This is a genomic window from Flavisphingopyxis soli (genome assembly GCF_007995095.1).
GTDB classification, from domain to species: Bacteria; Pseudomonadota; Alphaproteobacteria; order Sphingomonadales; family Sphingomonadaceae; genus Flavisphingopyxis; species Flavisphingopyxis soli.
The window spans coordinates 988,356-1,002,271 of the sequence record NZ_VOPY01000001.1 but is presented as its reverse complement, the minus strand read 5'-3'; the positions used below and the strand labels follow the sequence as shown (position 1 = coordinate 1,002,271).

At 65.7% G+C, this 13,916-nt stretch carries 13 protein-coding genes and 1 tRNA gene; 10 read left to right on the top strand and 4 right to left on the bottom strand.

Annotation, left to right across the window (positions count from 1 at the left end; genetic code table 11):
• Positions 1-5: 5 nt before the first annotated feature.
• Together FSZ31_RS04945 and FSZ31_RS04940 are read right to left on the bottom strand one after the other, a co-directional pair.
• Entirely contained in the window at positions 6-1,208 is a 1,203-nt protein-coding gene (locus FSZ31_RS04945) for a tyrosine-type recombinase/integrase (RefSeq protein WP_147121905.1), read from the bottom strand.
• A gap of 166 nt (positions 1,209-1,374) precedes the next feature.
• Positions 1,375-1,461: transfer RNA gene (locus FSZ31_RS04940), tRNA-Leu, on the bottom strand.
• Positions 1,462-1,576: 115 nt separating this feature from the next.
• Between FSZ31_RS04940 and FSZ31_RS04935 the strand changes: the two genes are divergently transcribed.
• From FSZ31_RS04935 to FSZ31_RS04920, 4 genes are all read left to right on the top strand, one after another.
• Positions 1,577-2,611: a complex I NDUFA9 subunit family protein gene (locus tag FSZ31_RS04935; protein ID WP_408021640.1), complete on the top strand. Its 1,035-nt coding sequence runs from the start codon at positions 1,577-1,579 to the stop codon at positions 2,609-2,611.
• A 22-nt stretch (positions 2,612-2,633) separates the two neighbouring features.
• The gene (locus FSZ31_RS04930; RefSeq protein ID WP_147121904.1) at positions 2,634-3,440 is read left to right on the top strand and encodes an undecaprenyl-diphosphate phosphatase; all 807 of its coding nucleotides are present in this window, start codon (positions 2,634-2,636) and stop codon (positions 3,438-3,440) included.
• A 75-nt stretch (positions 3,441-3,515) separates the two neighbouring features.
• Positions 3,516-4,091 (top strand): hypothetical protein, encoded by a 576-nt coding sequence (locus tag FSZ31_RS04925; protein WP_147121903.1) that lies wholly within the window; start codon positions 3,516-3,518, stop codon positions 4,089-4,091.
• A 78-nt stretch (positions 4,092-4,169) separates the two neighbouring features.
• The gene (locus FSZ31_RS04920; RefSeq protein WP_147121902.1) at positions 4,170-4,841 is read left to right on the top strand and encodes a glutathione S-transferase family protein; all 672 of its coding nucleotides are present in this window, start codon (positions 4,170-4,172) and stop codon (positions 4,839-4,841) included.
• On the opposite strand, the gene FSZ31_RS04915 is transcribed toward FSZ31_RS04920, so the two are convergent.
• Positions 4,838-5,230: an MAPEG family protein gene (locus tag FSZ31_RS04915; protein ID WP_161595952.1), complete on the bottom strand. Its 393-nt coding sequence runs from the start codon at positions 5,228-5,230 to the stop codon at positions 4,838-4,840. The genes FSZ31_RS04920 and FSZ31_RS04915 overlap by 4 nt on opposite strands.
• A gap of 56 nt (positions 5,231-5,286) precedes the next feature.
• Positions 5,287-6,003, bottom strand: a complete 717-nt coding sequence (gene ubiG, locus FSZ31_RS04910; protein WP_147121900.1) for a bifunctional 2-polyprenyl-6-hydroxyphenol methylase/3-demethylubiquinol 3-O-methyltransferase UbiG — start codon at positions 6,001-6,003, stop codon at positions 5,287-5,289.
• An 88-nt stretch (positions 6,004-6,091) separates the two neighbouring features.
• Between ubiG and FSZ31_RS04905 the strand changes: the two genes are divergently transcribed.
• The 6 genes from FSZ31_RS04905 (at position 6,092) to tilS (ending at position 13,842) form a co-directional block, all read left to right on the top strand.
• Positions 6,092-7,357 carry an aspartate kinase gene (locus tag FSZ31_RS04905; RefSeq protein WP_147121899.1) on the top strand — a complete coding sequence of 422 codons (1,266 nt, stop codon included), beginning with the start codon at positions 6,092-6,094 and terminating at the stop codon, positions 7,355-7,357.
• The gene (locus FSZ31_RS04900) at positions 7,354-8,364 is read left to right on the top strand and encodes an NAD(P)H-dependent flavin oxidoreductase (RefSeq protein WP_147121898.1); all 1,011 of its coding nucleotides are present in this window, start codon (positions 7,354-7,356) and stop codon (positions 8,362-8,364) included. Before FSZ31_RS04905 ends, FSZ31_RS04900 begins: the two co-directional genes overlap by 4 nt.
• A 198-nt stretch (positions 8,365-8,562) precedes the next feature.
• Complete coding sequence (gene ptsP, locus FSZ31_RS04895; protein ID WP_147121897.1) at positions 8,563-10,881, top strand: phosphoenolpyruvate--protein phosphotransferase; 2,319 nt, start codon at positions 8,563-8,565, stop codon at positions 10,879-10,881.
• Between the two features lie 94 nt (positions 10,882-10,975).
• Positions 10,976-11,776 carry a helix-turn-helix domain-containing protein gene (locus FSZ31_RS04890; RefSeq protein WP_147121896.1) on the top strand — a complete coding sequence of 267 codons (801 nt, stop codon included), beginning with the start codon at positions 10,976-10,978 and terminating at the stop codon, positions 11,774-11,776.
• Positions 11,777-11,899: 123 nt separating this feature from the next.
• Positions 11,900-12,817 carry a tetratricopeptide repeat protein gene (locus tag FSZ31_RS04885; protein WP_147121895.1) on the top strand — a complete coding sequence of 306 codons (918 nt, stop codon included), beginning with the start codon at positions 11,900-11,902 and terminating at the stop codon, positions 12,815-12,817.
• A 5-nt stretch (positions 12,818-12,822) separates the two neighbouring features.
• A complete protein-coding gene (gene tilS, locus FSZ31_RS04880; protein ID WP_147121894.1) occupies positions 12,823-13,842 on the top strand; it encodes a tRNA lysidine(34) synthetase TilS in 1,020 nt (339 codons plus the stop codon).
• The last annotated feature ends 74 nt before the right edge of the window (positions 13,843-13,916 follow it).

Here is a 13,916-nt window from a genome sequence, read left to right as displayed (position 1 = left end):
CCTTATCAATCGACGCCAGGCATTTGCGATCTTAGCTCGTCTAGATAATCTGACCACCATTGAGCCATGCGTGTGCGCTCATCCATATGCTGCCCGCGGTGATAGTTACCTCTGACGGAGCTGCTGTTATCATGCGCCAGCGCAAGCTCGATAGCGTCAGAGCTCCACAGCCCAGACTCGTTCAGCAACGAGCTTGCCATCGCGCGAAACCCATGCGCCGTCATCTCGTCGCCGGAATATCCTAATCGTCGAAGGGCAGCGTTTATCGTATTTTCCGACATTGGGCGTGTGCCGGGATACATTGAAGAAAACACATATTGCTGACCGGCGCTCAGCACCTCTGCCGATTTCAAAATCTCAATGGCTTGTTTCGACAAGGGCACAATATGCGCCTGCCTCATTTTCATTTTTGGTGCTGGGATCGTCCAGCGCGCTTTAGCAAAGTCGAACTCGCTCCACTCGGCCCGTCGTAATTCGCCAGGACGCACGAAAACGTGTGGCGTTAGCTGCAGGGCTAACCTTGTTAACGGTTGGCCTTCGAAGCCATCAATCGCACGTAACAAACCACCAACCTTTTCAGGTTCGATGATAGCGGCATGATGCTTAATTCGCGGTGTGACGAGAGCCCCCTGCAGATAGGAGCTCGGATCGTTACTGGCTCGCGACGACATGATAGCAAGACGAAAAACCCGCCCCGACAACGAACGCATCCTTCGAGCTGTTTCGTAATGTCCCCGGTCATGCACAACCTTTATCGCTGCGAGTAACTCAGCCGGCGTAATTTCGGCGATTGGCCGATTGCCGATCTTTGGAAGCAAGAGCGATATGAGCCACTGGCTCTTTTTTATCGTCACGGCTGCTCGGCCTTCAAGCGATGACTTTTCAAGGAATTCTTCGGCAACTTTTGCAAACGTGTTTGCGATGGCTTGTCCAGCTTCAAGCTGCGCTCGTTTCTTATCATCGGCCGGATTACGCCCGAGAGCGAGCGCCGTCCGCGCCTCATCGCGCCGCCGGCGAGCTTCTTTGAGCGAGACCTCGGGATATCGACACAGGGTCGGCTTTTTCTCTTTGTCGGCGAAGACGTATTTGAGCCGCCACAGCTTGCTGCCGCCTGGTTGGACGAGCAGATATAATCCACCACCGTCACCCAGCTTTCGGGCTTTCGGGCCCGGCTTGGCATTTCGTATCGTCGTGTCGGTCAGTGTCATTTAATGGGGCCACTTTTTCGAGTGCGATCGAAGTGGCCCCCAATGTGGCCCCCTTTCGCTCCGAATGCGGGCGAACGGTGGCGACCAACAGCGGTGAGCCGTTGGCTATAAATAGCAGAAATGCAGGGGTTTTCCAAGCTTTTGCGGACTGCCGCAAACAAGGTAATGGTGCCCAGAAGAGGACTCGAACCTCCACGCCCTTGCGAGCGCCAGCACCTGAAGCTGGTGCGTCTACCAATTCCGCCATCTGGGCACGGGTATCGAGGTAGGAGCGGGCGCTTAGCGGGCTGGCGCGCGGTCTGTCAACTGATCTTGCCGAGCGCACGCTTGCGCATCGCCGCCCCTTGTCACGCATGGCCGCTTCGCGCATGGACGCGGCAGACATTTCCACGATGACGACCGAGGCGAAAATGGCGCGAGCCCCGAAGGCAAACCCTGCAAAAACACCGACCGAGCGGCGCGATGCGCTTGCCGGGAAGCTCGTCACGGTGATCGGCGGCGGCGGCTTCGTCGGCAAGTACGTCGCGCAGAAACTGCTCTCGGCGGGTGCGCGCGTCCGCATTGCCGAGCGTCACCCGCGCAAGGCGTTCGCGATTCGCCCGCTCGGCGGGCTCGGCCAGACGCAGTTCGTCGCCGCCGACATCACCAACGCCGCCAGCATCGCCCGCGCGGTCCGCGGCTCGGACGCGGTGGTCAACCTGGTCGGCGTGTTTGCCGGCGATCTCCAGGCAATCCACGTTACCGGCGCGCGCGATGCCGCCGCCGCGGCACAGGCCGAGGGCGCATCGTTCGTCCATATCTCGGCGATCGGCGCCGATGCCGAGGCCGAGAGCCGCTACGCGCGGACCAAGGGCGAAGGCGAGACCGCGGTCCGCGCCGCGCATCCCACCGCGACGATCCTGCGCCCGTCGATCGTGTTCGGTCCCGAGGATGATTTCATCAACCGCTTTGCCGGCCTGATCCGGATGCTGCCCGTCGTCCCCGTGATCGGTGCGAAAACGAAATTCCAGCCGGTCTATGCCGGCGACGTCGCCGCCGCGGTGCTGGCCGCGCTCGCCGATCCTGCGCGCCACGGCGGCAAGACCTTCGAGCTTGGCGGGCCCGAGACGCTGACGATGCGCGCGCTCAACGAAAAGATCGCCGCCGCAACGGGCCGCAAGCGCGAGTTCGTTGATGTTCCGGGCTTCGCTGCAAAGCTGCTCGCGCGCACGACCGGCTGGGCCCCCGGCGCGCCGATCACCTATGACCAGTGGCTGATGCTGCAGCACGACAGCGTCGTCGCTCCCGCTGCCAGGGGCCTCGCCGCGCTCGGCATCACGCCGACCCCGCTCGACGTGGTCGCACGCGGCTGGCTCGTCAAATATCGCCGTCACGGCCGCTTCGGCGTCCGCGCCGCGTCCTGATCCCCGCGAAAGCCCGACTGTTATGCCGCTGTTTATCGTCGCCATCCTGCTCGGCATCGTCGAGGGGCTGACCGAGTTCATCCCGGTCTCTTCAACGGGCCATTTGATCCTTGCGAGCGAGCTGTTCGGCTATTCGGCCGAGCAATGGGCGACGTTCAACATCGTCATCCAATTGGGCGCGATCCTCGCGGTTATCGTGCTCTACTGGCGCACCTTCTGGGCGGTCATCACCGGCCTGTTCAAGAACGAGCCCGGCGCGTGGCGCTTCACGATCAACCTCTTGATCGCCTTCCTCCCCGCGGTCGCGATCGGCCTCGTCGCGCACAGCGCGATCGAGGCGATGCTCGGCGCGCCGAAGATCGTCGCGGTTGCCCTCATCGTCGGCGGCATCGCGATCCTCGTCATCGAGCGTTTGATCGGCACGCAGCGCTTTCACGGCATCGCCGACATTCCCTATGGCCGCGCGCTGGCGATCGGCTTCATCCAGTGTTTCGCGATGGTTCCCGGCGTCAGCCGCTCGGGCGCGTCGATCATGGGCGCGCTCGCGCTCGGCGTCGAGCGGCGCACCGCGGCCGAGTTCAGCTTCTTCCTCGCGGTACCGACGATGATCGGCGCAACCAGCCTCGAACTGTGGACCAACCGCGACACGCTCGGCAGCGCGAGCGTCGACTGGAGCCTGATCGGCATCGGCTTTGCCGTCTCGTTCATCGTTGCGATGCTCGTCATCCGCTGGTTCGTCGGCATCGTCTCGAAACACGGCTTCGCACCCTTTGCCTGGTACCGCATCCTTGCCGGCAGCGCCGCTTTGATCTGGCTGGTGATGCGCTAGGCCCGTTCACCGCAGCGACAGCGTCCTTTGGCTAGATCGAGCGATCATCGCCTTGATCGTCCAGAGGATTTGCTCATGCGCCGTCTCGTTACCGTTCTTTCGCTTGCCGCGCTCTCCGCGCCGGTTGCAGCGCATGCCCAGATCGCCGAGGTCGAGCTGCCGCCGAGCGACATTGCCGATGCGGGCTATGACACGGGCGATACCGGTTACGACGTTGCGGCTCCCGAAAGCGATTCCTCCGACCCGGGCTATGGCGATGCATCGAACGACGATGGCGATCATGCCGGCGCTTCTGACCGCGTCGCCGACATGCTCGACGACCCCGCCCGCCAGGACGCGATCGCCGACGCGATGAGCGACATGATGCGCGCGCTGATGACGATCCGCGTCGGCCCGATCGTCGATGCCGCGCGGCGGATCGATCCCGATGCCGAGATCGCCGACGCCGACCCCGATGCGACGATTGGCGACATCGCCAGCCGCGGCGATCCTGCCTATGAGGACCGGATCGAGGACGGCATCCGCAGCGGTACCGTGGTATCGGGCGCGATGGTCCGCGAATTCGCGAGGATGTTGCCGGGGCTGATCGCGATTACCAAGGATCTCGGCGCGCAGGCCGAACGCGCAGTGCGCGAACCGCGTCGGCGCTGATCGCGGCCTTCGCAAGCGACAGCAATTAAGCGACAAAGCCGATTCACAGCGCGTGCGTCATGCCCTATGACGCGGCCCATGTGGCAACTCTTCCAATTCCCGCTCTGTCCGTTTTCGCGCAAGGTGCGCCTGCTGCTCGGCGAAAAGGGCGTCGGCTACGAGCTGGTGCGCGAATCGCCATGGCAGCGGCGCGACGAATATGTCGATCTCAACCCGACCGGGCGCACGCCGATCATCCGCGACGCGGCGCGCGACATAACGCTGATCGATTCGGCCGCGATCTGCGAATATTTCGAGGAGACGGTCGACGCCAAGCCGATGATTTCGGGCACCGCGGCCAACCGCGCAGAGATCCGCCGCCTCGTCGCCTGGTTCGATGAACAGATGTACGCCGATGTCGTCGCGCCCTTGCTCGACGAGCGGATGAAAAAGCGCCTCATCCACCGCGCGCCGCCCGATGGCGGGACGCTGCGAAACGCGATGCGCGCCGCCAACGACCATCTCGATTATATCGATTACCTGCTCGACCACCGCAGCTGGATCGCGGGCGCGACGCTCAGCCTCGCCGATCTCGCCGCCGCCGCGCATTTGTCGGTCGCCGATTATCTCGGCGGGGTCGACTGGACCGGGCACGAACATGCCAAGGGATGGTACGCCGGGCTCAAGTCACGCCCCAGCTTCCGCCCGCTGCTGTCCGAGCGGATGGAGGTCATCACCCCGCCCAAGCATTACGAACTGCTCGATTTCTAGCGCAGCAGGTCGCCCGCCATCAGGACGAGGCTGAGCAGGCTCACCGACCAGACCAGCGTCCGGATCTTGGGCGTTCCCGCAGCATAGAGCGGCAGGTAGATCACCCGCGAGGCGAGCCACAGCGCCGCGGCGGCATTGCCCAGCCCGTTGGCGCGCCCGGTGATCTCGAGCGCCAGCGCGAGCGCGACGAAGATGACGAAATTCTCGTGATAGTTGACGCGTGCACGCTCGAGCCGTCCGGCCAGCGGTGGCACCTCGCCCGGGTTTTCGTCGCGCGGCCCCATGTTCCATTCGACGCCGAACTTGCGTGTCTTGACGTTCGACGGCGCAACATTGTGGACGATCGCCAGCGCACAGGCGAGCAGCAGGGCTATCAGTATCGTACTCATCGGCATTCCCCTATCGGCGCCGAGACTAACCTAACAGTGATTAAGAAAAAAGCCGCTTAGCGGTACCGCGCAGTCAGCAGATAGTTGATCGCATGATTGTCGCCCAGGACGAAGCCACGCCCCGGCATCGGCACCAGTCCGCGCAGGTCGCCGACGATCAGCCCCGCATCTTCGAGCATCGCGGTCAATTCCTCGGGGCGGACGAACTTGTCCCAGTCGTGCGTGCCGCGTGGCACCTGGCCCAGCCGTTCGGCCGCCTCGACGAGCAGCAGCTTCGACGCGGTGGTGCGGTTGGGCGTCGACAGGACCATCAGCCCGCCGGGTGCGAGCCGGTCGGCGAGCGCCTGGACGAAGGCCGCGGGATCGGCGACATGTTCGATCACCTCCATCGAGGTGACGAGGTCGAAGCGCCGCAGGTTCAGCGATGCCAGATCGCCGCTGCGATAGTCGATCGTAAGCCCCTGCCCCGCCGCGTGAACGCGCGCCGCGTCGATGTTCTCGGGCGCGGCATCGACCCCGGTGACGCTCGCCCCCAGCCGCGCGAGCGGCTCGGCGAGCAGCCCCGCGCCGCAGCCGACGTCGAGCGCCGACCGACCGGCGAGCGGATGGCGCTCGGTGTCGTCGATTCCCCAATGGTGGTCGATCGCCTCGCGGATATAGCGCAATCGCACCGGATTGAGCCGATGAAGCATCGCCGAGCTGCCCTTGGGATCCCACCAGTCGGCGGCGAGGCTGCCGAAATGTTCGGCTTCTGCGGGGACGATGCTGGTCATTGCGTTTCGCTTTCTCGCTCGCTTGCGTGTCGCAGGCGCTTTGCCTAACAGGCACAGCTTAGCCCAGAGCGGAGACCCGGCGAAACCCATGGCGCGCATCGTGATGAAATTCGGCGGCACGTCGATGGCGGGGACCGAGCGCATCCGCACCGTTGCGGGTCTCGTCAAGCGCGAGGTCGAGGCGGGCAATGAGGTCGCCGTCGTCGTCAGCGCGATGGCGGGGGAGACCGACCGCCTGGTCAATTTCTGCCGCGAGGCCGCGCCCGATTCCGACGGCACCGAATATGATGTCGTCGTCGCCACCGGCGAACAGGTCACCGCCGGCCTCCTCGCCCTGTGCCTGCAGGGCATGGGCTGCCCGGCGCGCAGCTGGCTCGGCTGGCAACTGCCGATCGGCACGACCGGACGCCATGCGCGCGCGCGGATCGGCGAGATCGATACCGACGCGCTGACCGCGGCGATGGCGGGCGGCAGCGTCGCGGTCATCCCGGGCTTCCAGGGCATGATGGACACGGGCCGCGTCGCGACTTTGGGCCGCGGCGGCAGCGACACTTCGGCCGTTGCCGTCGCGGCCGCGATCCACGCCGACCGCTGCGATATCTATACCGACGTCGACGGCGTCTATACCACCGACCCCCGCATCGTCGCACGCGCGCGCAAGCTCGATTACGTCACCTATGAAGAGATGCTCGAGCTCGCCAGCGTCGGCGCCAAGGTGCTGCAGACGCGGTCGGTCGGGCTCGCGATGAAGATGGGCGTGCGCATCCAGGTGCTGACCAGCTTCGTCGAATACGGCATGGCACCGACGCGCGGGACGATGATCGTCGGCGAAAGCGAAATCGAGGACCTCAAGATGGAACGCCATATCATTACCGGGATCGCGCCCGACAAGAACGAAGCCTTGGTCATGCTGATCGACATCCCCGAACGCGCGGGCAACGTCGCCGACATCTTCGGGCCATTGAGCGAAGCGCACATCAACGTCGACATGATCGTCCAGACCCCGACGCGCGGCGACGACCTGATCGATCTCATGTTCACCGTCCCGCAGGCCGACCTTGCCCAGGCGATCGCGCTCGTCGAAGCCGCCAAGGACAAGATCGGCTACGACCGGATGACGCACAACACGCACGTCGCCAAGGTGTCGATCGTCGGCGTCGGGATGAAGAGCCACGCCGGCGTCGCGACGACGATGTTCGATGCGCTCGCCGCACGCGGGATCGAAATCCTCGCGATCGCCACCAGCGAGATCAAGATCAGCGTGCTGATCGAGGAAGACTATACCGAGCTCGCCGTGCGCGTGCTTCACACCGCTTACGGCCTCGATGCCGAGGTCGAAGGAGCAGATTCATGAGCCACGAAAAACTCCATGCGTTGATGCAGCGCGGCACCGACTTTCTTGGTTGCCGCGTCGCGATCATGTGCGGCGCGATGAGCTGGGTGTCCGAACGCCATCTCGTCGCCGCGATCAGCAACGCCGGCGGCTTCGGCGTCATCGCCTGCGGCGCGATGACCCCCGCCCTGCTCGACACCGAGATTGCCGAGACCAAGAAACGCACCGACAAGCCGTTCGGCGTCAACCTGATCACGATGCACCCCGACCTGTTCGCGCTGATCGACATCTGCGAGAATCACGATGTCTCGCACATCGTCCTTGCCGGCGGCCTGCCGCCCAAGGGCAGCATCGACGCGATCAAGGCGACCGGCGCCAAACTCATCGCCTTTGCCCCTGCCGTCAGCCTCGCCAAGAAGCTGATCCGTTCGGGGGTCGATGCGCTGGTCATCGAGGGCAGCGAGGCGGGCGGCCATATCGGCCCCGTCTCGACCAGCGTGCTGGCACAGGAAATCCTGCCGCAGGTCGCGCACGAAGTGCCCGTATTCGTCGCTGGCGGGATCGGCCGCGGCGAGGCGATCGCGAGCTATCTCGAAATGGGCGCCAGTGGCGTCCAGCTCGGCACGCGCTTCGTCTGCGCGCACGAATCGATCGCGCACCCTGCGTTCAAGAAGGCGTTCCTGCGGGCCAGCGCACGCGATGCCGTCGCCAGCGTCCAGATCGACCCGCGCCTGCCGGTCATCCCGGTCCGCGCGCTCAAGAACAAGGGCGGCGAGGAATTCAACGCCAAGCAGCGCGAGGTCGCCAACACGCTCGACCAGGGCGGCATCGAAATGGCCGAGGCACAGCTCCAGATCGAACATTACTGGGCGGGCGCGCTGCGCCGCGCGGTGATCGACGGCGATGTCGAGAACGGGTCGCTGATGGCGGGCCAGTCGGTCGGCATGGTGACCAGCGAACAGAGCGTCGCCGAGATCGTCGCCGAACTGACCGAACAGGCCGCCGTCGCGCTGAGCTATCGCGGTTAAATTCCTCCCCGTACGAGGAGGGGGACCGCGCGAAGCGTGGTGGAGGGGCACTGCGCCAACGTTAGCGCAAAGCCCCTCCGTCAGTCCTGCGGACTGCCACCTCCCCGTACCGGGGAGGAATTGGAAAGCGACGCATGATCACCGCCTACCCCACTCCCCCAATGACAGCGCGCCTGTGCATCTGCTAGGTCCGCTGCCATGACCACCGCGCCGCCCCCGCCGACCTCCGCCGCCCAGTCCGCGCGGCAGATCCTGACGCGGCTGCACGATGTGATGGCGGCGCGGACCAACCCGCAATCCAAGCTCAACCAGGTCGTCGGGATCATCGCCGAAGAGCTGACCAGCGAGGTCTGTTCGATCTATCTGCTGCGCGAAGGCGTGCTCGAACTCTATGCGACGCACGGGCTGCAGCAATCGGCGGTCCACGTCACCCGGCTCGGTCTCGGCGAAGGTCTCGTCGGGACGATCGCGCGCGACATGGAAACGCTCAACCTCGACCAGGCCGCCGCCCATCCCGACTTCGTCTATCGCCCCGAGACGGGCGAGGACATGTTCCACAGCTTCGCCGGCGTGCCGATCGTCCGTTCCGAACGCGCGGTCGGCGTCGTCGCGGTCCAGCACGTCGATCCGCGCAAGTACGAAGAGGTCGAGATCGAGGCGCTGCAGACCGTCGCGATGGTCCTCGCCGAACTGCTCGCCAATGCCGGGCTGGTCGACGAGGCTCAGCCCGGCGGCGCACAGTTCGACACGACCTCGCAGCAGCTTTCCGGCCTCAAGCTGGTCGAGGGCATGGCGGCGGGCGAAGCCGTCTTTCACCAGCCGCGCGTCGTCATCGAACACACCGTCGCCGACGATACCGAGGCCGAGCGCCACCGCGTCTATGCCGCGTTCGACAAGATGCGCGAGCAGATCGACCGGATGGCGAGCCAGGCCGAATTCGGCGCCGGCGGCGAGCATGAAGAGGTCCTCGCGACCTACAAGATGTTCGCTTATGACGAAGGCTGGAGCCGGCGGATCAACGAGGCGATCGACAGCGGCCTGACCGCCGAGGCAGCGATCGAGCGCGTCCAGCAGCGCACCCGGATGCGCATGCGCCAGATCCACGATCCACTGCTCGCCGAGCGGATGCACGATCTAGAGGACCTCTCCAATCGCCTGCTGCGCATCGTCGCGGGGCGGATGGGGACCGCCGCCCAGGTCGGGCTGCGCGCAGACTCGATTCTCGTCGCGCGCAACCTCGGCCCCGCCGAGTTGCTTGAATATGACCGCCGCCGGTTGAAGGGCGTGATCCTCGAGGAAGGGTCGCTGACCGCGCACGTCATCATCGTCGCGCGCGCGATGGGCGTCCCCGTGCTCGGCCGCGTGACCGGCGTGCGCAGCCAGGTCCGCGAAGGCGACCGGTTGCTGTTCGACACCGCCGAGGGGACCGTCCACATTCGCCCCGGACAGGCGCTCGAGGACGCCTTCGACAGCAAGTTCGCCTTGTCGCAGAAACGCCGCGCCGCCTATGCCGCGCTGCGCGATACCGAACCGCGCGGGACCGATGGGACGCGCATCGACCTGATGATCAACGCGGGCCTCAAGGACGATCTCACCGCGCTCGACCTGACCGGCGCCGATGGCATCGGCCTGTTCCGCACCGAGTTCCAGTTCCTCGTCTCGGCAACGATGCCGCAGCGCGAGCGCCAGCAGAAACTTTACGAAGAAGTGCTCGATGCCGCGGGCGACCGCCCCGTCGTGTTCCGCACCGTCGATATCGGCGGCGACAAGGCGCTGCCCTATATGCGCAGCGGCGATATCCTCGAGGAAAACCCGGCGATGGGCTGGCGCGCGCTGCGCCTCGCGCTCGAACGCGGCGGCCTGATGAAAGCGCAGGCGCGCGCGCTGCTCCAGGCAGGCGCCGGTCGCCCGCTCAACGTCATGTTCCCGCTTGTTTCCGAACCGTGGGAGTTCGACGAGGCACGCGCGATCTTCGCGCAACAGGCAGGCTGGATCAAACAGCAGGGCGGCCGCCTCCCCTCGCAGGTCCGCTACGGCGTCATGCTCGAGGTCCCGGCGCTCGCCGAAATGCTCGACACTATGCTGGACCGGATCGATTTCGTCTCGGTCGGGACCAACGACCTCACCCAGTTCCTGTTCGCCGCCGACCGCGCGCATCCCAAGCTGGCCGAACGCTATGACTGGCTCAGCCCCGCAGTGCTTCGCTTCCTTGGTCGCGTCGTCAGGATCATCGCCGACGGCCCCAGGAACGCTGCCGGTGACGGCCCGCGCGTGACGCTCGGCGTATGCGGCGAAATGGGCGGGCGGCCATTGGAGGCGCTGGCGCTGATCGGCCTCGGCATCAACCGGCTGTCGATCACGCCTGCCGGGGTCGGGCCATTGAAGGCGATGATCCAGTCGCTCGACATCGGCGCGATCCGCCGCGACATGCCCGCATTGCTCGCCGGCTCGACGCGCAGCCTGCGCCAACCGCTGACCGACTGGGCTTTGCAACGGCACGTCGATATTTCTGCATGAAATTGCCCTGCCCCCTGCGGAGGGTTTGACAATATGGTCACGTTGGTGTGACATCGGCAATAATCTGATAATCTTGGGGGCGGGATAGCGATACATGGGCAACGACGAATACCAGGACGATGCCATCGAAACGCCGACCGAACGCATCGGCGACCGACTTCGCGCTGGCCGCGAGGCGCAGGGCCTGTCGCTGCAGGACATCGCCAAGGAAACGCGGATCCCGATCCGCCACCTCGAATCGCTCGAAAACTCCGAATATGCCGCCTTGCCGGGCAAGACCTATGCGATCGGTTTCGCCAAGGCCTATGCCCGCGTAATCGGCGGCGATGAAGCCGAGGTCAGCGACGCGGTCCGCAACGAATACGAATATATCGACAGCGACGATCGCCACGAATACCAGGCGTTCCAGCCCGCCGATCCGTCGCGCGTACCTTCGCGGTTCCTCGCCTGGACCGCCGGAATCGTCGCGCTGGCGTTGTTCGGTGCGTATATGATCTGGAAACCGTTTTCGGACGGCGGCGATCCCTATGCGACGAGCGAGACCGTCGATGCCGCGCCCGGCATTTCGGGCGAGGACCGCGCTCCGGCAGCAGCAGCGACGACCGATACCGTTGCGGCCGATGCGCCGATCGTGCTGACCGCCAACGCGCTCGTGTGGTTCCGGATCGACGATGCGCAGGGCAACCGGCTGCACGAACAGGAACTCGCTGCGGGTGACAGTTACACCGTGCCGCGCGATACGACCGGCCTGCTGCTGCGCACCGCGCGTCCGCAGGCGCTCGATGTCACCGTCGGCGGTCGCAAGATCGCGACGCTGGGTCCGCCCGATACGCTCGTCAGCAACGTGCCGCTCGACCCGCGCGCGCTCGTCGCACGGGCCAATGCCGGCCCCTGACGATGGCAGGCGTCGCGGTTAAGCATCGCGACAGCCCGCGTTTTATAGTTAAGCCCGACTTTACCCGGTGGTCCGCCGCGCTATGGTGACCCCGGACCGATCAACGCGTTTGCGAGGGGACTTATGACACACCTATTCCATCACCGGCTGGCCGCACTTGCGCTCGCCGCGATCATGGTCAGCGCCGCGCCGCACGCCGCCGCGCAGGACGCCAGCATCGCCCCGCGCGTCGACAAGCTCGAAAAGGAAATGCGCGCGGTCCAGCGCAAGGTTTTCCCCGGCGCCGACGGCACCTATTTCGAACCCGACATCACCCCTGCCCAGCCGGTCCGCACCGGACAACCGTCGAGCGCCCCGCTGACCGACGTGATGGCGCGCCTCGACGCGCTCGAGGCGCAACTTGCCTCGATCACCGGGCAGGTCGAAAATCTCGGCAACCGCCAGCGGATCATGGCCGACGAGTTCGCCGCGTATAAGACCACCACCGATCGCAAGATCGCCGACCTCTCGCCCGCTGCCGCACCGCCTCCGGTTGCTTCGTCGAACGACAGCGCATCGCCGCCCGCTTCGACCAAGCCGTCGGCGACCAAGCCCGCGGCGAACGACGCGCGCGTCGCGCTGGTCCGTGCGGTCGAGGTTCCCGACACCGGCGACAAGGGCGAGGACGCCTATCTCTACGGCTATCGCCTGTGGGACGCGCAGCTCTATCCCGAGGCGCAGATCCAGCTTAAAAAGGCGGTCGCCAACTATCCCAAGCACCGTCGCGCGACCTTCGCGCAGAACCTGCTCGGCCGCGCCTATCTCGACAATGGCGAAAACGGCCTCGCCGCCAAGGCATTCATGGCCAATTACCAGGACCGCCCCGACAGCGCGCGTGCGCCCGACAGCCTGATGTATCTCGGCGTCGCGCTGACCCGCCTCAAGCAGAAGGACGGCGCCTGCCGCGCGTTCAAGGAGCTCGACCAGGTCTATGGCGCGACGATTTCCCCGTCGCTCAAGGCAGAGGCGGGCAAGGCACGTGCGGCGGCGGGGTGTAGCTGAGCGGGGTGACACAGGCCGCGCCTCGATCGGCGACCCGGCGCTTCCGCGACGATCTCGCCGCCATCGTCGGTGAGCAGGCGGCGAGCCAAGCGCGGTTCGGCATCGCGGTATCGGGCGGCCCCGACAGCCTCGCGCTGCTGCTCCTTGCGCACGCAGCGCTTGGCCCGCGGATCGCCGCGGCGACGATCGATCACTGCCTGCGCCCCGAATCCGCCGACGAGGCGCGCTATGTTGCCGATGTCTGCGCCGAACGCGGCATCGCGCATGCGATCATGACCCCCGATACGCCGATCTCGGGCAATATCCAGGCGAGTGCGCGCGCCACACGCTATGGCCTGCTCGACCGCTGGCGCACGGCAAATTCCCTCGATTACATCCTCACTGCACACCATGCCGACGACCAGCTCGAAACGCTCGTCATGCGCCTCAACCGCAGTTCGGGCGTCGCCGGCCTCGCGGGCATTCGCGCGCGCAACGGGACAATCGTCCGCCCGCTGCTCCACTGGCACCGCGACGAGCTTGGCGATGTTCTTGCCGAGGCCGAACTGCCCTTTGTCGACGACCCTTCGAACCGCGACCACCGCTACGACCGCGCGCGGTTGCGCGCCGCGCTGGCCGACGCCGACTGGCTCGATGCCAAGGCAGTGGCCAAAAGCGCGGCGTTGCTCGGCGAAGCGACCGAGGCGCTCGACTGGATGACCGCGCATGCGCTCGAAACCGCGCTGACGCCCGACGGCGATGCGCTGATCCTCGCTTATGCCGATCAGCCGCGCGCGCTGTGGCACCGGATGCTCGTCACCGCACTCGACCGCGCCGAGCCAGGCATCACGATCGGCGAGATCGCCTTTCACCGCCTGTGGGACGCCATGCAGCGCGGCGACAAATCGTGCATCGGCGACCTGACCGTTACCGCCCTGCCCGGCACGGCGCGCAGCTGGCGGATCGCCGCCGCTCCCGCCCGTCAGGGCCAGCTTTCCCGACCCGCTCCGCTGAAGGTCGATAAGGCTGATCGAGATTGCTCGTAACACAGGTCATTGCGCATTAATCATCGCACCTTATCTTGGGGGACGATGGCAGGGGCGGAATGGCCGTATCCCTT